Origin of the sequence: Clostridium cavendishii DSM 21758 (assembly GCF_900141845.1) — a bacterium.
GTDB classification, from domain to species: Bacteria; Bacillota; Clostridia; order Clostridiales; family Clostridiaceae; genus Clostridium_AG; species Clostridium_AG cavendishii.
On record NZ_FQZB01000006.1, the window covers coordinates 1 to 18,927 of the forward strand.

Here is an 18,927-nt window from a genome sequence, read left to right on the forward strand (position 1 = left end):
TTCATTTTTAACTACAAGATGTCTAGTTTCTTGTGGTTCACCCATTAGATGGAACACTCTTGTGTCTTCATCCATATCAAAGTAGAAGTAAACTTCCATTCTTCTTTCATGAGTGTGGCAAGGCATTGTATTCCATGCATTAGCTGGTTCTAACATTGTCATTCCCATTAAAAGTTGACAACTCTTACATACATTTGGATGAACATATTGATATATTGTTCTTTCATTTAAAGTAGTTTGAGAACCTAACTTAACTGGATTAGCATTCTTTATATCTATTTTTACAGTAGGATAGCTTTGATGAGCTGGTACTGAATTTATATAGAATTTAGCTGGATTTTTAGCATCCTTTGATCTAAAAGAAACTTCTTTAGTTCCCATTCCTATATACATACCGTCTTGTTTTTTCATTTCATATTCAGTGCCATCTAGAGTTATAACTCCTTCTCCACCAATATTTATGATTCCCATTTCTCTTCTTTCAAGGAAAAAGCTAACTCCCATTTCTTTACCTGCTTCAAGCTTCAATTCACTTTCTACCGGCATTGCTCCACCAAAGATTATTCTATCTACGTGGCTATATGTTAATTTTATCTCGTCCTTATTGAATATCTTTTCTACTAAGTAGTGCTTTCTTAACTCTTCTGTTGTATATCTTTTTGAATCCTCTGGATGATTTGCATATCTTATTTCCATTTTAATTCCTCCTAAAATTTACTTTAAATCTATAATTAATTTTCTATCTTTATAGGTAACTACAGCTTTATTATCTTCTATCCTAACTTTAGGACTTTCCTTCATTATTTGTTCTTTAGACATCTTATCTAAAGTTCCTAATACTGCTGTAGCTAAAATATGGTTTCCTTTAGATAATTTTTTCTTTAAAGTAGGTATATAAGTTCTAGGTTCATTTAAATTTGTATTCGCCTCTGGAACTATAACTTCACCTTCGCTATTTCCTAATAAATCTATGACTGCACTTGTAGCCCATGGTAAATTTGCTATTGCTACCTCATCAGTAACTAAAAAATCCTCTCCCACAGCTCCCCTATCATTATTAACTCTCTTTACCGAAAAACCACCTTCCGCTGTATAAAGATTTCTTTCAGAATTTATCTTATGAATTCTTACATAATAAGAATCAAAAGGAATGAGCCAAGTTTTAATAACTACATTATTCCAAGGTTTCCACAAAGAATATACATACTCCTCAGTTATTAACTTTTCCTCACATCTTCTCCTAACCCTATAAAAATCATCTTCTTCACTAAGGGCTAGCATAGAATCATATGCCCCTTGAACTAATCCAATATTTCCTTTAGGTACACTAAAAGCAAACGCTGTTGAATAAGCAAATTTTTCATATTTTGCCGCTTCATGAGCTGGTTCCCAAATAGCATCTTGTCCAGCTGTTAAAGCTATTACATTATTCTCTTCTCTTGTTATAAGCATATCAGCATAAACTAAATTTCTCCTTTTTTCTAATTTAGGTAATTCCTCTTCTTCTGCAAGCCAAAAAGGGTGATTTTCTGGAAGTGCTAAAAGAATAAAGGATTTAAATGCCCAATAAGGTGATCCTGGAGCATTATAGCCTTCACCCATAATTAGATTTTCATAACAATATCCTATAGATAATATTCCATCTCTCGAGAATATTGGTTTACTAAACCACCATCTAAGATTTCTTAATACAATTCCCTTAATTACACCATAGCTAAAAACTTCTACCCCTGCGAAAACTAATGCTCCCCAAAAACTGCATTGTGCAAATCTATAGGTTAAACTTCTACCGAAAGGTAAAGCTGCACCATCTTCTGAAAACCAATAAATAAAGTCCTTTGCAAAAGCTGCACCTCTATCCTTATACTTTTTAGACTCTTCTGGATTTTCCTTTTCTATAAGTTTTGAGTAAATAAGACCATAATAATGCATACCAAAAGCAATATAATAGTCCATTTGTTTGGTAGGTCCATCGGTGTACCATCCATCTTTTATATAAAACTTATCTAACCTTTCTAATGCTTCGTTTAATTTGTTTTTATTATAAGGAGCTCCTACTTTTCTTAGACCTGTATTCACAAATACAAGGAAAAACTTCCAATTATTATCTGGCATATCAAAATTATTTATCTCATCTAGCCAACAAGCAAAATTCTTTTTTTCATCTTCTGATAAAGGCTCCCACATCTTTTCTGGAGCTAAGGCTAATCCTAATCCCATAACTGCCATTTCAACAAATCTTTGATCAAAATCACAACTCTTTCCCCAATACTCTTCATGGTTTGGATTTGTGCCATTTTTTATTCCATTAATATAAGTATCCCAAAGGTCATAATCGCTTCCCCCTTTAGCTAGCGGAACTAATCCCCAAAGTACTCTTGAAAAACCTTCAAGATAAGCACATGTACTATCATAATAAGCACCTGAATTTCCAAGCTTAAGTAGAGCTCCACCTTTACTATAATAGGATTTTAGAGGCTCACAAATTTGTATTAGAGCCTCTTCTAAATCCTTTTTTGTTTTTAGGGGATTTTCATGTATAGGTAAATTAAAATTTTCCATATTTATCTTCCTTTCTACCAATAAAGGTTCCAACTCTTCATAAGTCTAACCAAGGCTTCAAAGTAAAAATAGTCTCCCCAAATATTACATTCATCTACACCTCTAGCATGTGGTTTTGAATATACAGCATGTAGTAAAATCCCATTTGATTCTTTAAAATTTTTGGTTGTATAACTTTCTGCTAAAGATTTTACAATTTTTAATGCTGCATTTTCATAAAACTTTTTATATTCATTCGTTAACGGCAAATTCTTCGAAAGTTCTAACAAACCACAAGCTGCTATTGCAGCTGCTGAACTATCTCTCTCTTCAGTACCCTCTATAAAAACTAAATCCCAATAAGCTACATAATCTTCCGGTAATCTATTTAAGAAATAATTAGTAGTTTTAGTTGCAATGTTTAGTAATTCTTGTTCTCCTGTATATATATAACTTAATGGAAAGCCATAAACTGACCAAGCTTGACCTCTAGACCAACATGAATTATCTGAATACCCTTGATGTGTAGCACCATACTTTGCCTCTCCAGTTTCAGTATCCATATAATAAGTATGGAATGTTGATGCATCTTCCCTTACTATATATTTAGCTGCCTTACTTACATGATTGTGAGCTGCTTCATAATACCTCCTATCTCCAGTTACTTCAGTAGCCCAGTATAATAAAGGCAAATTCATACAACAATCTATAATCATTCTTCCTCTTTCTTTAGGATCACTTAAATTTCCCCAAGCTTGTATTATTCCAGCCTTATCAAAATAACGCTCCATAAGCTTATCTGCTGCCTTAAGTGCAACATATTTGCTTTCTTCATTCCCTGTAAGTTTATAGCTTGCCACAACTGATAAACTATATAAAAATCCCAAATCATGAGTATCTATATCTATTTCTTCTTCTATCCTTTTTTTATAACTTTCTAATTGTATCTCTGCTACTTTTCTGTATTTTTTATCCCCTGTTATTTCATACGCTAACCAAAGCATGCCTGTCCAAAAGCAAGATGTCCATCCAATATTATCTACCTTTTCATATACATTATTTACACTAGCTGCTGATGGAAAATTATAGGTAAAATCTTTCAAATTTTCATCTATCTTTGTTAAAACATAATTTATCTCTTCTTGTAAAAAAGCTTTATCTATATTATTTTCCAAATCAAACCTTGATTTATTTTTAATCCCCTCATCTATTATCATCCTCATTAAAATCTCCTTCCCTATTATTTACCACCTGTCATTGCAATACCCTCAATAAAGTATTTTTGAGCAAATAGATAAATTATTATTATTGGTAAAGTTGCACAAACAGCTGCTGCCATAACTAGAGCAAAATCTGTACCATTGCTAGTTTGGAAGGATCTAATTCCTAATTGAATTGTTCTCTTTAGTGGATCATTGATATATATTAATGGTCCTAAGAAGTCATTCCAACAGAATACGAAGGTAAAGATACCTAAACTTGCTAATGCAGGCTTACATAAAGGAAGCATTATTCTACTATAAATTGTAAACTCTCCTGCTCCATCAATTCTTGCAGCTTCAATTATTTCATCTGGTATACTTATAAAAAATTGTCTTAGTAAAAATACTCCAAAAGGGCTAAATGCACCAGTTAAAATTAAAGCCCATAAGGTATCTGATATTCCTAAATTCTTAATTATTATGAATTGAGGAATCATAATTACTTGAAAAGGAACCATTAAAGTACATAAATAACCTAAAAATATTTTATCTCTCATTCTATATTTTAATTTAGAGAAGGAATAAGCTGACATAGAACAAGTTAATAATTGTAATAAAGTAACTGATATAGCTACAAAAAATGTATTTAAGTATAACCTAGTAAAGTTAGCTTGTTCCCAAGCTTCTTTAAAATTACTCCAAACAGGATTTTTAGGTATCCATTCTATTGGAAAATTAAAAATATCTTTATTTAATTTTAGTGAAGAAGATATCATCCAAATAAATGGTATTATCATTGTAATGGCACCAAATATTAAAACTATATATAAAACAGTCTTTTTAATAGTCCTATCTTTTTTCATACTCAATTTAATTCACCCTTTCTTATTAATAATTAACCCACTTCTTTTGGCCTCTAAATTGTATTAAAGTAACCATTAAGATTAGTGCAAAGAATACAAAAGCTTGTGCTGATGCATATCCAAAATTATATTTTTGGAAAGCTTCACAATAAATGTTATAAACTAAAACTGTAGTACTAGTTCCTGGACCACCTTGTGTCATAACATATATTTGATCAAATACCTTAAATGAGTTAATTATACACATTATAGTTACAAAGAAAGTTGTTGGTGAAAGCATAGGTAAGGTAATATTTTTAAATTTCTGCCAACCTGTGCAACCATCTAATTCTGCTGCTTCATATAAATATTTTGGTATTCCTTGAAGCCCAGCTAAGAACATAACCATATAATAACCAAAAGTTTTCCATACTGACATTAATATTACTGCTGGTAAAGCCCATGCAGTAGAAGATAACCATGTTGGAGGATCTGTTATACCAAAAGATTTAATAAGTGAGTTTAAAGGACCAAAATCTGGATTGTAAAGTGCTTGCCATACTACTGCTACAGCAACTACTGAAGATATATAAGGTAAGAAATATGCTGCTCTTAATGCTGAAATTCCTTTAAGTTTTTGATTTAAGGCTAAAGCCACTGCTAAAGCTACTATTATCGTTAAAGGCACACTACCTATTGTAAAATATATAGTATTTACAAATGAATCGATAAATCTTTGATCTTTTAATAGTAATAAATAATTTTTAAAACCAGTAAAATCAACATTACCAAAACCATCCCAATTAGTAAAACTCATAATTAAAGCTGCTACTACAGGAATTAATGTAAATATTAGAAAACCTACAAAGTTTGGTAGTAAAAAAATGTAGCCCCACTTAGCTTCGTGTTTTTCTAAGGTACCTCTTTTTTGTTTTTTCTTGCCACTTAACAGTTTCACTAATACTCCTCCTTTTTTAAAAGTACCCTAAGATTTCCTTAGGGTACTATAGGTATTTGGTTTTAATTATTTAGCCATCTCAGCTTTTCTTTGATTTTCTATATTTGACATAGTAGTATCCAAATCATTTTTTCCAATATAGTATAATTCCGATTGTTCATAGAAGACTTTAAGCGTTGATTTTACATTCTTTCCAACTGGTAATTCAGGAACTACCTTTTGATTTAAGAAAGTTTTAGCTACTCCTGCTGGAGTTCCTTCTGCCGAACCATAAACTTTATTAACTTCGTCATTTATATATCCTGGAAGTATTCCAAGCTTAGCACTATTTATAGCACCCTTTTCTCCTGTTAGATATGATAATACCTTCCAAGCAGCATCTTTATTTTTTGTCTTAGCGTTTATAGACATTGGTGTAGCTGTTCCAAAAGTAGTTTTAGCTGCCACTCCTTCTGGATGTGGAAGTGAAACTACATCCCAATTAACATTGTGCTTTCCAGCTGCTTTATCGCTTATTAAGGATCCTGCTAAGAAATCTCCCATTGGCATCATAGCGATATTTCCCTTTTCAAATGCTGCTCTATAATGAGCTGAAGTTGATTTATTAGTTCCCCAGTTAGATGCTGAACCATCTTTATATAAATCATTTAAAAATTGAATTGATTCTTTTTGAGCTTTTAAATCTTCACTAAATATTGTCTTTCCTTTTTGAAGAGCTGATAGTTGATAAAGGTTGTCCCAAGTTTGAATAAAGGTACCCCAAGTCTTATCTGCACCATCACCTTTAGTCATTTGTTTTGCTAGATTTCTAAATTCAACCCAAGTCATATCATCCTTAGGATAAGCTACCCCAGCCTTATCAAATAAATCCTTGTTATAATAAAGCGCCCAAGCTGTTTTTCTTACTGGAAGCCCATATAATTTACCATCTATTTTCATATCATCTGTTAAGCCATTATAATTTTTAAGATCTAATTTATTTTTATCTATAAGTTCACCTAAATCTAAACATTGTTTCTTAGTAGCTAAGTCTGCATAAGTTGAAACATTATTTGTTCCAAACACATCTACGTCATTTCCACTTGCAAGTGTTACTGTAAGTTTATCTGGATATTCATTATCAGGTGCTTCAACTACTTCTATTTTTGTATCTTTATTTTCATTATTAAATTGATCTATTACTGCTTTCTGGTTTTTTGCTTCTGTTGCCCAAAGCATTACTTTTACAGTTGATGGACCAGAACCTGCCGCTCCTTTGTCATCTTTTTTACCACAGCCAACAAAAAGACTTGTAGCTACAGATGCAACCAAAACTAATGAAAGAACTTTTTTAAATTTCATATTGTTCACTCCTTTGATTCACTTTATATTTTCATTTTATCTTTGAAAACCTTTTCTAACAATTAACTGTTTTTTTATTTTTTATACTTTTACATTCTCTTATTTATAAGTTTAAAGTTCGCCAAGTAAACATTTTCAATATTTTTATAATTTTTTGAGTTTTTTTATACTCATTTTAACTCTTAATAATATTTAAACTTTTTTCTTTAATATTGCTTTCACTTTTTTATACTTTTTTATGATTCCTGTAATTTAGCTATAAAAGTCTATAGGCTATAATTAATTTTCTATATTTGAATTACTTGAAACTTATAGATTGCTCGAAAAATTATGGATGTGGATTATTTATTAAAACCTATATAATATTAAAAATAAAGAAAAAAAGAAGGCAAAAACCTTCTTTAAATTAAACTGTATCTTTATATCTTAATGGACTAACTCCAACATGCTTTTTAAAAATTTTACTGAAATAATATATGTTATTATACCCAACTGTCTCAGCTACTTCATACATCTTCATATTTGAATTTTTAATGTACTCTTTAGCCATATCTATCCTTACTTCTGTTATATAATCTGTAATTGTTTTTCCTGTAGATACTTTAAATAAATTACTTAGATAGCTTGGTGATATATAAACTAATGCCGCTAATTCTTCTAGATTTAAGTCTTTATTATAATTATCATTTATAAATTTTTTAACTCTACTAATTATTCTACCACTACTATTATTAGACTTATCTCTTATATAATTTTCTACTGAAGAGCAAAACCATCTTAACCAAAGTTTCATATCTTCCAAAGTTTCTAATCTCTTCATATCAGCCTCTACTTCATAGTTTTCATATAAATAATTATTTATTTCTTCATTGCTATTATTTAAAACTTCTATAAATTGAATTATGATAGTCATACAAATACTTCTTGGTTTAAGCCTTAAAACACTTCTATTATTTAATAAACTAATAATATTTTCTATATAACTTCTTATACCATCTATATTTCCTTGCTCAAGGTAAATAGTAAAGGTATTCAAGTCAAACGTTTTAACCTCTTGTTCTTCTTCCCTATTTTCATATGTATCTAGAAAACTAATTATACTTCCAGCACCTAAAAAGTATCTTCCTCCTACTGCCTCTAAAGCTTCAATGTAAGCCTTTTTTAGATAGCTCAAATCCGCTTTTATATTACTTATTCCAATAGAAGCAGATACATTTAAATAACTTTTGAATAAAGTTTTTATCTTATTTGCTAACTGATTATAATTGTTTTCAACTTGGTTTTTATCCTTGTTTGTATAAATCACCAAAAATTCTCCTGGTCTAACTTCAACACAATATCCCTCAGTAAAATCATTTAAGATCTCATTTACTATATTCATAATCCCATAACTAAATAAATATTTATCATTATCCGAATAATTTTCATATAAATACCATTTATCTATCCAAAGAACTAAAGCTATCATATTTTTATAATTTAGCTTAAACTCTAACTTTCTTAATTGTTCTTCTATTTCTGAAGGTTTTATTTCTTCAGTTAGAATAATATCTCTCATAAACTTTTCTCTTAAAATATTTTTGTTTATATCAATATCATCTTTTAAAATTTTTATATTACTATTGTAAGCTGTATCTATCTTATCTTTCAATTTAAGGAGTATATTTACTAATTCTTCTGGCTCCATTGTAAGTTTTAAAAAATAATCTTCAACACCTAATTTCATTACCTCCTTAACAATAGCAAATTCATCATGACAAGATAAAACTATAATTTTCATATCATCATAATCTTTTTTTATAGTTCTGATAAGCTCTATTCCATCCATTTTAGGCATTTTAATATCAGTAATTACTATATCCGGTCTATTACTTCTTATAATTTCTAATGCCTGTTCACCGTTAGAAGCTTCCCCTATCAACTCAAAGCCATTATCATTCCAATTTATAACTGACTTTAAACCAACCCTTACTATCAATTCATCTTCTACTAATAATACCTTTAGCATAGTGTGTTCCCCCTAAAAGTTACTTTTTTCTTCTGATTTAAGTACTGGAATAGTTATAATAACCACCGTACCTTCACCAATTTTACTTTGTATATCCACTCCAAATTCCTTTCCAAATAAACTTTTGATTCTTTCATCTATATTCCTTACACCAAGCCCGCTAAAACCTCTACCACTATGATTATCTTTACTTAAAAGTTCTAAAACCTTAGATTCATCCATTCCAACGCCATCATCTTCAACTTTAAATACTACTTTATCTTCCTCTATATCAACAGATAAATTTATAAGTCCGTCTTCTTCTTTAGGTTCTATACCATGAAAAATTGAATTTTCTATAGCTGGCTGTAAAATAAATTTTGGAGTATATAAATATCTAACTTCTTCACTAACTTCATAATTTATATTAAATTTATCTTTATATCTAAATTTTTGTATGTATATATAATCTTCTACTAAGCTTAACTCCTCATCTATAGATACAAAATTATCTACATTTTTTATACTCTTTTGAAGCAACCTACCTAAACAAGTAGTCATATCACGTATGTTATCAGCATTTTGCATTATAGCCATCCACTTTATAGTATTCAATGTATTATATAAAAAATGTGGGTTTATCTGCGATAATAAAGCTTTATACTCAGCATCTTTTCTTTCTCCTTCTTCTTTTAAACTTACCTCTAAAAGTTTTTTAATTTCATCCAACATAAAATTAAAACTATGAGCTAATTCTCCAATTTCATCTCGCTCTGATTCATCAGCTCTTGCATCAAAAACGCCACCTTCTACCAGCTTCATAGTGTTTTTTAAGTTATTTATTGGCTTAGTTAATTTTGCTGAAATAAACCACCAAAATATACAACTAACTACAATAGATATTAAAGATACTATAAAAGTTATTTGCGCAATTATTTTATTTTCTTTAACTAAATTTTTAACTTCAGTTATTTCAATGAGCTTCCAAGGAGTTGAAACAGCTGAACAATACGTTATAAGTATTTCTTGATTATCGGCTTTAGAAGTTATATATCCTTCCTTTGACTTTATTACTTCCTTAATGTAATCTTTTTCATCGAACTTCTCCGTTAATAATTGTCTATTAGTATTTGAAATAACATTTGCATCTTCATTTACTATTACCATAGAATTTTTTGTACTTTCTTCCATACCTTTAAACAAATCATATATTGAACTTTCTTTGAAACTTAGAAAAGCTACTCCTATTCCATTTTCCAGATTCTCATCCTTTATTAATCTAACAGCTGATACTAAATACCCATCACCTTTTAACTCCGCCCAATCTTCGTGAGTACCTGTCCACAATATCTTGCCATCTAACTCTCTTGCCTTTTTATAATATTCAGATTCTTTAAGTTTCTTTTCATCAATAGTATAAGCATTATCACCAAGCTTGATAACCTTTTCATTGTCCCCCAATATAACTATTGAACTTATATACTGATTCATAGCTGAGTACTTTTTAAAATTTTCATAAAACTCGTAAACTTCTCTCATATCCATATTATAATCTATTGTATTACTATAAGCTTTACTTAACACCCTGTTTATACTCTTATTTACAAATATTTCGTCTGCTACTTGAGTTAAAGCAGCAGTTTGTTTGTCTACTATATCCCTAACATGAGTCAATGTTTTAACTGAAGAGTCTATTGATTTCTTCTTTATAACCTTTACAGAAACTATATATGAAATACTACCTAGAACTACAGTAGACATTACAGATGAAATAAGAAAAAACATTACCAATTTATTTCTTATACTTGTCTTTTTTGTACTTAAGCTACCCATACTCCCCCCAAAACTTACTATAATTTCAATCTAAGCACAAAAAGTTCTCTATACTTTTCATACTTTTTTCATATACAACATTATACATATATTGAGAATAAAATACAAATAGCGACATTTAAAGTCACAAAGAATTTTAAATATAAAAGTGTGAAAACATCTTTATATTTTTAGTGATAATCTAACATTATACAGATATAATTAATTTAAAGAACTTTTAATATTTTAAAAATAATTAGCTATGAAAATATTTAAATAATGTATTATTACTAAAATACTACATAAAAATATTTATCTACATAAAAAGGAGAATTATTATGAACTTGGTTAGTATTCAATATCCAGAAAATAAAATTTTTAATCCCTTTGATATTAATTCAACAGACAACTATTTTGGACAGGCAGGCGGATATTCATATCTTGGAAATTATAATGACTTCAAAGATATTACTCCTTGGGATGAACGTTCTAACAAAATGAAAGGTGAATTCGTATTAAATATATTTAAACGCCATTCTATATTTGATAATGGTGATAAAATATGGGAAAATTCCAATTTTAATGATGAAAATGATTCTGAGGAAGAAAGATGTAATGTTTATTACATTTGTTGTGATAGACAAATCGAATATTATGTACCTTCATGGAATAGCAATTTAAAAACATTTAATTTACTTAATAATACTACTGGTGATATAAGTTTTGGTGGGCATAGTTGGATAAATATTAATGAAGCATTAGAATTTGCAAAATATTATTCAAAAGAACATATGATTAAATGTATGGTTTGTAAATTGATAAATTCAGTAGACAGGCATTAATACTCTTTGAGTTATATTTTGTATTCTTCTATAAAGTAATATAGGTGGACAATTTCACCTATATTACTTTATAATATTTTGGTCCTATATGAAAAGATAACCTATATACCAACTGAAGTGTGTGAAAGTTTTTCTGTAAATAGCTTTTTATGATAATTATCCATTCTATAAAATAAGATTTGCTACCATTTCATCATCTTCAATTATACCAGTTTCTATAAATCCCAAAGATGCATAAAGCCTCTTTGCCCCCTCATTCTCAGGTTCATAAGAAAGTGAAACCTTCGAAGCTTTTCCATAAGGAAAAGTTCTAATAACCTCAATTGCCTTTATCATAGCTTCTTTACCATAACCATTTCCTTGATGTCTTTTATCAATCATTAATCTACAAACCCAATAAACATTTTCTTCCTCATGATCTTCATCCTCATTATATGCTAACATTATGAATCCTACCATAATATCATCATTATAAATAGCATATGTCATAGGAATGCAATCATTATTACTTAATGCAACATAAGCCTCTGCAAGACTTCTTATATTAGGTGCAACAAAACGTTTTTGTTCTTCTTTTGGTTCCAATTTAATACATTCATTAAAATTATCCTCTGTGATTTTTCTTAATTCTATCATAATCTTGTCTCCTTTAAATATCCCCTTAAAATTCTGCAAGCATAACTATTTACACTTTTATATAGCTAAATAATTCTATATATATATATTTAAACCTCATCAACCTTTATCATTCTTAAGTCCTTTAACACCGGTTTTTTATCTATATACCATTTATAACTTTTTTTCAATCCCTTTTCTAATGAAAGTTTTGGAACATACAAATCATCTTTTATTAACTTTTCTATATTAAGAATATATGTTACATCTCTAAATGGAAAATATAAACGTGCCTCTAAATTTGTTTTGGTTATATCTATATTTTTTACTATTGGTTTCCTATCCATGACTTTACCACAAGTAATTATAAGTTCATCCCAAGAAATCACATCTGGATTTGTTACATTATATATTTGATTACTCTTTTCACTAGTCATAGCACTTTCAAAAATTCTAACTAAGTCATCTATATGTATAAATTGAGTCTTTGTATTATTTCCATAAGGTATTGGAATAACTTTATTAGCTTTAATTCTATCAAAGAAGCATGCTTCTCTATATAGATTATTATTTTCTCCATAAATATAGGTTGGTCTAAAAATAATATATGGTACATTACTATTTACAATAAAATCTTCTGCTTCTTTTTTATCAGTACCATACTTTCCCCAATTAGGATTTTCACCTTTTTCGAACTCCTCACCTATAAGCTCATTACTCGGTTTGTACACTGCACCAGAAGAACAAAAAATATATTTTTTTATATAACTTTTATCTATAGTTGTTAATAAAATTTCAACATCTTCTTTTTTATATGCTGAGACATCAAAAACGAATTCGTATTTCTTATTTTTTAAAATATTCTCCATTTCTAGCTTTGATTTTCTATCACAAATCAAATGCTCTCTAAATCCATCATAATCTATAGCCCTTTTTCCTCTTGTTAGAATGTCTACATCATATCCTTTTGAAATTAAATACTTCGCTAAAGAACTACTTACAAAAGTTGTCCCACCCATAATTAGAATACTTCTCAAACGCTCACCCCCAATAATATATAGCAACATTTTTTAATAATTAATCAAAATATATTGGATTTTTAGTTTTTCCTTCTTTAAAACAATTACAATATACTCTTCCATCAATGCCCATATAAATTTTCCTAACCTTTTCAATGATTTTTATTTATTACACTTTTATATACATTTTACCATATATGGATTATTATTAACATCAACATTAATCTAAAAATAAAATTGATTCTTTATAAATTCTATATAATTTTATCCACTTGCTATATAAATTAAATTTAATTATGATATAATAAATTTAATATATTAGGAGGTGTTTTTTTATGAATGATTATCATACATTCAGCTCCAAATCAGCTTGCTCCTTGCAAAGATTACAACAAAGTAAGCTATGCTTTGTGTGGAGCCTAAGCTGTTAATTTAGCTGAAGGATTATATGTTTTAGGCTCTGTAACACATAGCTTTTTTTGTATTCTTTGCTTTAATACTATTTATTAAGCTAATAGAAGTAAGTTTCAATAATCAAACCAAAATTTGGATTCTTACTTAAAGTAAAGGAGCAAGAAAATGAAGTATGTAAAAGCACATGATGTGTTACCAGAGGAAATGGTTAAAATATTACAAGAATATGTAGATGGGAAATATCTTTATATCCCTAGAAAAGATGAAAATCATAAATCTTGGGGAGAAGAAAGTGGCATTAGAGGTAGCCTTAAAATTAGAAATAATGAAATCTATAAAAAATATATGGATGGAGCTACTATAACCGAACTAACACAAGAATATTACCTATCTGAAAAGAGTATAAGAAGAATAATAAGTAAAGAAAAACTTCTATGCTCATAATTATTGCAGAATCATTTATTAGATTGAATACTTATTTTAAACTATGATATGCTTTCATTGTATCAATCCACTGAAAGTTATCATCTCTAGTTTAAAACAGTATTTAAAAAATAAAATTATTATAAATATGTATTATGTTTTAATTAGAGATGATTGTTATTACTTAATCTTAAGTAATAGTAATCATCTTTTTGTTATCTAGTAATAAACTACAGACTTTAAGGAAAATATATCAATTTATGAAAAATAATCTATAATAAAGGAGTGCTATATTTTATGAATACTTTTATAAAAAAACATGAATATAATTATATAAAAAAATGCTTAAATGATTTAAATAACGCCTTTACCAATTGTGTTGATGCTAACGTTGTTCTAGCGACTAAAGCATATATACAAAAAAAAATTTTATCTATTTTTACTAATTTATCTGAAGAAGAAAAAGAATTACTTAATATTAGTAAAATAACAGATCGCTTACACATCGATATATATTTAGCCAATTTAGATCAATATGTATATGGGATGCCAAACATTACAACTGCACAAATTAATAAATTATTTAAAAAAGAAAAAAAATTTAAATTACCTGATATAAGTGAAGAAAATTCTAAAAATGTATACTTAGGGTGGATTGATGATACAATAAAAAAACTATTTATAGTTTATAATTTGAACGGAACTTTTGTAGGTATGGCTTGTAGAATTCCAACTTACGGTACAAATAACACTCATGTATGTGCACTTTGTAATCGTGTAGGTCGTGAAAATGAGGTAACCTTTGTTTCACCTATATGTAAAACTTCTAATACTAGTAAAAATGCCTATAAATCAATAGGTTTTAATATATGTCTAGATAGCAAAAAATGTAATGAAAGAATTGTCTCCACTGAAAAACTTGAAGAACTTTTAAAGGATGTTAATAATATAAAATAGTAAATTAGACAGTAAATAGATTTGCCTAAAAACAAATCTATCTACTGTCAACTGATATATAATATTCTTTTCTTATTTATATTTCTCTCTTCTTACTCTACTTAAAATTATTAGCTATAATCTGAGCTGACTCACCAAAAGTGTTATATCCGTATTCATTCTTTATATCTTCTAAACTTTTTCTATCACCACTTACCTGTTTACGTACTTCCCTCTTAAGAATATCATAAACTAACTCATTATTTTCAACACTATCCTTCCAATTGATTTGTAATTTATCTAAAAGTATTCCCTCAGAAGAACCTACATAATAGTATAAATCTTTATCCATAAATCCATTTAATTTCGTTTTGCTGGTAGTATCTAGTAATGATTTTTTACTAAATCTATCTGCAAATTTACCATTTTGAACCTTAGTATTAAATGGATGCTTATAAATATCTCCTACTAAAGTTGAATATTTGTATTCAACATATTGAGCACAACCTTCTAGTGTTTCAACTGATTTTTCTTGTTTCATATAATCAAATTTACTATAACGAGCCTCTCTTACAGTAACAAAATCACTTAATATGTTTAACAATTCACTTTTGTCATTTGCACTATTCGCTTTATCCAAAATAGCAAACTCTGTTAGGAAAAGTTGATATTGTTCTTTATTTCTTTCATCTACTTGTATACTTGAACGCAAGTTATTTACATTTTTCCATAATGCTACTTGCCTATATTCATGAAATACCTCATGCATTAAAGTATATTTAAAAGCTCTATCTGCATCTGACGTTTTAGTATTACTAGAAGTATACTTAAAAAATGCAGCATGTTGCTTACCTATATCAGTAAATGTAAAGTTAAATGGTAGCCATGAAGATGATACTGATGGAGATATTGCTGATACCCTATATATCGGTGGTAAATTCATTTCTTTTGGAGTTTCAATTTTCTTAGAAAATATAGAGTCTTCTAACTTATCTACTCCCACTACATATGAATATGTATGTAACATTCCGTTATCTTTACTAGCTGGGGTTAGTACAAGTGGGATACCCTTAAAGTTATAACCTTCCTTCCATATATCTTGAGATTTATTATTATATGTTTCATAAACTTCGGAAAGTTGCTTTAACATATTTTTATCCATATCATTTAATGAATTATACTCTGTATGAACTAATTTATTAGATCCAATCATAAAAGCAATCACTATTAAAATCATTATTAAAATAACTTTAAAAATCTTTTTAGACTTTTGTTTCATATAAAATCTCCTTCTTATCCTTATTAAGAATAATATTCTAAATCAACAACTACATATTTGCAAATACTACATAATGTTTATTTTGGTTTGTAATTATTATTTTTATCACTTTTCTTGTGTTTTCTTCATCTGTTATAGCTACAACTATTACTTTAGCATCAATTTTCTCAATTTCCTTTATTCTTCATACTCTTTTTTTGTATAATAAACAATATGTTACTTTTCTAATAATAACTTATCTGTTGCATCTACATTAATAATTCCATACTTTACCTCAATCTTATATCTTCCCTTTTCTTCAATATTTAAAATAATAGTTCCTTATTCTAAAGGATACATAATATTTTTTAAATTAAAGCTCTTCATATCTTATATTGAGTTTGTATTAAATTATAATTAAAATGTATATTAAATTCAACATTAATTCCAATACAATATATATTGCAAAAAAATCATATTTCTTTAAAAATGAACACCCTACAATCCTTATTTGAAGTCTATGCCAAAAAACTTATATGAATTATCCCTAGTAGTTTTAGCTATTTCTTCATAACTTTTCCCAGCACACTCTGCAACTGTTTTTAATATATGTGTAAGAAAAACGGGCTCGTTTCTGCCATTATAAGATTTTGGTACTAAATCACGTGGAGTTAGAAATGGAGCATCAGTTTCAATCATGAGTTTTTCTGTTGGTATCCTTTTTACCAACTCTCTCAAATGCATACCTCTTCTTTTATCACATATCCAACCAGTAACTCCGATGTAATATCCATTTGAAAGATATTTATCTAATTCATTTGCACTACCAGTAAAACAATGAACTACTGCTTTTTTTATACTTTTATTATAATTAGATAAAATTGCCAAAAATCTTTCATGCGCATCACGTTCGTGTAAAAATAATGGCATATCTAACTCACATGCAAGTTGTATCTGCGAATCGAACCACTTCTCTTGGACATTCCTTGGAGAAAAGTTCCGATTAAAATCAAGACCACACTCTCCTATAGCAACAACTTCCTTACATAATGCCAATGATTTAAGGCTATTAATAGTTTCTAGATTACATTTATGAGTATCATGTGGATGCACTCCAGCTGTTGAATAAAGTATTCCTGGATATTTTTTAGTATAATGTAATGCTTTATTACTACTATTTATATTTGTACCGGTTATAATCATATTGGAAACCCCAGCCTTTACAGCTCTTTCTACAACCTCTTCCCTATCCTTATCATAAGATTTATGCATCAAATTTAATCCAATATCAACTAAGTTCATAATATAATTACTCTCCTTTTATATTTATATAATCAAATTATAATTTTAAAATTTCTTTAAGTATTCTAATTAAAATTATAAAATACAATGACTGACACCTATATGTCAGCCATTGTATTTATTATAAATAATTTTTATATATTCCTTCATTTCTTCTTTTAGTTTTTTTGGACTTATAACCTCACAATAATTACCAAATCCTAAGATAAATCTCTTTAATCCTTCATCATAAGGAAAAAACTTTTCTACAATATATGTTCCATCTTCTAAAAATCTAATAGCCTCTTTAGGAAAATATTCTACTAATTGATTTCCTATCTCCCTAGAGAATTTTAATGTCACTAACTCGCTGCCATTTTGTAAATTTTCACAAAAAATATTTTTAATTTCACTTTGTGATATTTCCTGTTTTATAAAAGTTCCTCCCAGTTTTAAATCTTTTATCCTGACAAGTTTAAACTTTCTATAATCTTTTCTACTTCTGCAAAATCCAATTATATACCATTGACCTTCCATAAATTCTATTTGAATTGGTTCAACTATTCTATTTGAATAACTTACTTTTCTGTTTATGTATCCAAATTCAAGTAATTTACTTTCTTCAATCCCTTTATTTATTAAAAATAAATATTCTTTCAAATCTTGCTCCATATTCAGATGTGACATATTTATAATTAATTTGCTAGTTTCTAATTCATTAACATTTTTTAAAGTTTCAAATTTATTTACTATATCATTAAATTGAGGATTACTCCCAAATAAAACCTTTAAATTATCCACCACCGCAATTAATGGTTCAATTTCCTTCTTATTAAGAAATATATTGTTTAAAATATAGTTTTCCATAATATAATAGCCGCCACCTTTTCCACCAATTGCTGCTATAGGAACTCCTGCCTCACTTATCTTTTCTATATCTCTATATATTGTCCTTAAAGATACTTCAAAATGCTCTGCAAGTTCTTTTCCTGTTATTAGTCTTTTTTGAGAAATTATTATTAAAATCGATAAAAGTCTATTTGCTCTCATATCTCTTTTCTCCAATTAATAAATAAAGATAGGCTAACATTAACCTATCTTCATTATACACTGAAAATATTAAATAAAGTTTTTAACTTCTTACTCTATTTAAAATTATTTACTTTAAGCTAAGCTAGCTCATCAAAAATACCTACCAGTATTGTTTAATTTATAGTTATTATCTAAATTAATTCTTTAGTATTTACTTTTGTAACTGCCTATTTAGAAGAAATACATTATCTATTTCATTTCCCTGGTCATCATAATATTTCACATCTATTCCTGCTATATACCCTAATGTGTCTCTATCAAGTACACTCCCTTGAATCTTTAATAATTCTTCTTCATTCATAGGTAGTTCTACTTCTTTTGTTTCATAATCTCTGTCACATACTATTTTTACTTTCATCTCTAT

General features: G+C 28.2%; 17 protein-coding genes. 3 read left to right on the forward strand and 14 right to left on the reverse strand.

Annotation, left to right across the window (positions count from 1 at the left end; translation table 11 throughout):
- The 8 genes from kduI to BUB01_RS05885 form a co-directional block, all read right to left on the reverse strand.
- The coding region (kduI, locus tag BUB01_RS05850; protein ID WP_072985770.1) for a 5-dehydro-4-deoxy-D-glucuronate isomerase at window positions 1-696 on the reverse strand (696 nt) is incomplete at its 3' end.
- Window positions 697-714: 18 nt separating this feature from the next.
- Entirely contained in the window at window positions 715-2,562 is a 1,848-nt protein-coding gene (locus tag BUB01_RS05855) for a DUF2264 domain-containing protein (protein WP_072985771.1), read from the reverse strand.
- A 14-nt stretch (window positions 2,563-2,576) separates the two neighbouring features.
- Window positions 2,577-3,764, reverse strand: a complete 1,188-nt coding sequence (locus BUB01_RS05860) for a glycoside hydrolase family 88 protein (RefSeq protein ID WP_072985772.1) — start codon at window positions 3,762-3,764, stop codon at window positions 2,577-2,579.
- A 17-nt stretch (window positions 3,765-3,781) separates the two neighbouring features.
- Complete coding sequence (locus BUB01_RS05865) at window positions 3,782-4,606, reverse strand: carbohydrate ABC transporter permease (protein ID WP_072986034.1); 825 nt, start codon at window positions 4,604-4,606, stop codon at window positions 3,782-3,784.
- A 25-nt stretch (window positions 4,607-4,631) separates the two neighbouring features.
- Complete coding sequence (locus tag BUB01_RS05870; protein WP_341422431.1) at window positions 4,632-5,543, reverse strand: carbohydrate ABC transporter permease; 912 nt, start codon at window positions 5,541-5,543, stop codon at window positions 4,632-4,634.
- Between the two features lie 66 nt (window positions 5,544-5,609).
- A complete protein-coding gene (locus BUB01_RS05875) occupies window positions 5,610-6,884 on the reverse strand; it encodes an ABC transporter substrate-binding protein (protein WP_072985773.1) in 1,275 nt (424 codons plus the stop codon).
- 406 nt (window positions 6,885-7,290) lie between these two features.
- On the reverse strand, window positions 7,291-8,892 hold the full coding sequence (locus tag BUB01_RS05880; RefSeq protein WP_072985774.1) for a response regulator: 1,602 nt from the start codon (window positions 8,890-8,892) through the stop codon (window positions 7,291-7,293).
- Window positions 8,893-8,904: 12 nt separating this feature from the next.
- Window positions 8,905-10,704, reverse strand: a complete 1,800-nt coding sequence (locus BUB01_RS05885; RefSeq protein WP_072985775.1) for a cache domain-containing sensor histidine kinase — start codon at window positions 10,702-10,704, stop codon at window positions 8,905-8,907.
- A gap of 317 nt (window positions 10,705-11,021) precedes the next feature.
- On the opposite strand from BUB01_RS05885, the gene BUB01_RS05890 reads away from it, so the two are divergent.
- Window positions 11,022-11,525 carry a hypothetical protein gene (locus tag BUB01_RS05890; RefSeq protein ID WP_072985776.1) on the forward strand — a complete coding sequence of 168 codons (504 nt, stop codon included), beginning with the start codon at window positions 11,022-11,024 and terminating at the stop codon, window positions 11,523-11,525.
- A gap of 165 nt (window positions 11,526-11,690) precedes the next feature.
- Here the strand turns inward: BUB01_RS05890 and BUB01_RS05895 are convergent, their stop codons facing one another.
- Window positions 11,691-12,161, reverse strand: coding sequence for a GNAT family N-acetyltransferase (locus BUB01_RS05895; RefSeq protein WP_072985777.1), 471 nt, complete (start codon window positions 12,159-12,161; stop codon window positions 11,691-11,693).
- Between the two features lie 89 nt (window positions 12,162-12,250).
- The gene (locus BUB01_RS05900) at window positions 12,251-13,177 is read right to left on the reverse strand and encodes an NAD-dependent epimerase/dehydratase family protein (RefSeq protein WP_072985778.1); all 927 of its coding nucleotides are present in this window, start codon (window positions 13,175-13,177) and stop codon (window positions 12,251-12,253) included.
- A 561-nt stretch (window positions 13,178-13,738) separates the two neighbouring features.
- On the opposite strand from BUB01_RS05900, the gene BUB01_RS05905 reads away from it, so the two are divergent.
- Window positions 13,739-14,017, forward strand: coding sequence for a CD3324 family protein (locus tag BUB01_RS05905; RefSeq protein ID WP_072985779.1), 279 nt, complete (start codon window positions 13,739-13,741; stop codon window positions 14,015-14,017).
- A 276-nt stretch (window positions 14,018-14,293) separates the two neighbouring features.
- A complete protein-coding gene (locus BUB01_RS05910; protein WP_072985780.1) occupies window positions 14,294-14,953 on the forward strand; it encodes a FusB/FusC family EF-G-binding protein in 660 nt (219 codons plus the stop codon).
- 97 nt (window positions 14,954-15,050) lie between these two features.
- Here the strand turns inward: BUB01_RS05910 and BUB01_RS05915 are convergent, their stop codons facing one another.
- The 4 genes from BUB01_RS05915 to BUB01_RS05930 form a co-directional block, all read right to left on the reverse strand.
- The gene (locus BUB01_RS05915) at window positions 15,051-16,211 is read right to left on the reverse strand and encodes a hypothetical protein (RefSeq protein WP_072985781.1); all 1,161 of its coding nucleotides are present in this window, start codon (window positions 16,209-16,211) and stop codon (window positions 15,051-15,053) included.
- Window positions 16,212-16,697: 486 nt separating this feature from the next.
- The gene (locus tag BUB01_RS05920) at window positions 16,698-17,492 is read right to left on the reverse strand and encodes a TatD family hydrolase (protein WP_072985782.1); all 795 of its coding nucleotides are present in this window, start codon (window positions 17,490-17,492) and stop codon (window positions 16,698-16,700) included.
- 105 nt (window positions 17,493-17,597) lie between these two features.
- Window positions 17,598-18,521, reverse strand: coding sequence for a helix-turn-helix transcriptional regulator (locus BUB01_RS05925; RefSeq protein ID WP_072985783.1), 924 nt, complete (start codon window positions 18,519-18,521; stop codon window positions 17,598-17,600).
- Between the two features lie 193 nt (window positions 18,522-18,714).
- The gene (locus BUB01_RS05930) at window positions 18,715-18,921 is read right to left on the reverse strand and encodes a hypothetical protein (RefSeq protein WP_072985784.1); all 207 of its coding nucleotides are present in this window, start codon (window positions 18,919-18,921) and stop codon (window positions 18,715-18,717) included.
- Between the last annotated feature and the right edge of the window lie 6 nt (window positions 18,922-18,927).

What these genes read in the sequence shown, in the direction of transcription:
- BUB01_RS05855 (WP_072985771.1), bottom strand. Translation starts at nt 2,562, where the DNA reads ATGGAAAATTTTAATTTACCTATACATGAAAATCCCCTAAAAACAAAA.
- BUB01_RS05860 (WP_072985772.1), bottom strand. Translation starts at nt 3,764, where the DNA reads ATGAGGATGATAATAGATGAGGGGATTAAAAATAAATCAAGGTTTGAT.
- BUB01_RS05865 (WP_072986034.1), bottom strand. Translation starts at nt 4,606, where the DNA reads ATGAAAAAAGATAGGACTATTAAAAAGACTGTTTTATATATAGTTTTA.
- BUB01_RS05875 (WP_072985773.1), bottom strand. Translation starts at nt 6,884, where the DNA reads ATGAAATTTAAAAAAGTTCTTTCATTAGTTTTGGTTGCATCTGTAGCT.
- BUB01_RS05880 (WP_072985774.1), bottom strand. Translation starts at nt 8,892, where the DNA reads ATGCTAAAGGTATTATTAGTAGAAGATGAATTGATAGTAAGGGTTGGT.
- BUB01_RS05885 (WP_072985775.1), bottom strand. Translation starts at nt 10,704, where the DNA reads ATGGGTAGCTTAAGTACAAAAAAGACAAGTATAAGAAATAAATTGGTA.
- BUB01_RS05890 (WP_072985776.1), top strand. Translation starts at nt 11,022, where the DNA reads ATGAACTTGGTTAGTATTCAATATCCAGAAAATAAAATTTTTAATCCC.
- BUB01_RS05895 (WP_072985777.1), bottom strand. Translation starts at nt 12,161, where the DNA reads ATGATAGAATTAAGAAAAATCACAGAGGATAATTTTAATGAATGTATT.
- BUB01_RS05905 (WP_072985779.1), top strand. Translation starts at nt 13,739, where the DNA reads ATGAAGTATGTAAAAGCACATGATGTGTTACCAGAGGAAATGGTTAAA.
- BUB01_RS05910 (WP_072985780.1), top strand. Translation starts at nt 14,294, where the DNA reads ATGAATACTTTTATAAAAAAACATGAATATAATTATATAAAAAAATGC.
- BUB01_RS05915 (WP_072985781.1), bottom strand. Translation starts at nt 16,211, where the DNA reads ATGAAACAAAAGTCTAAAAAGATTTTTAAAGTTATTTTAATAATGATT.
- BUB01_RS05920 (WP_072985782.1), bottom strand. Translation starts at nt 17,492, where the DNA reads ATGAACTTAGTTGATATTGGATTAAATTTGATGCATAAATCTTATGAT.
- BUB01_RS05925 (WP_072985783.1), bottom strand. Translation starts at nt 18,521, where the DNA reads ATGAGAGCAAATAGACTTTTATCGATTTTAATAATAATTTCTCAAAAA.
- BUB01_RS05930 (WP_072985784.1), bottom strand. Translation starts at nt 18,921, where the DNA reads ATGAAAGTAAAAATAGTATGTGACAGAGATTATGAAACAAAAGAAGTA.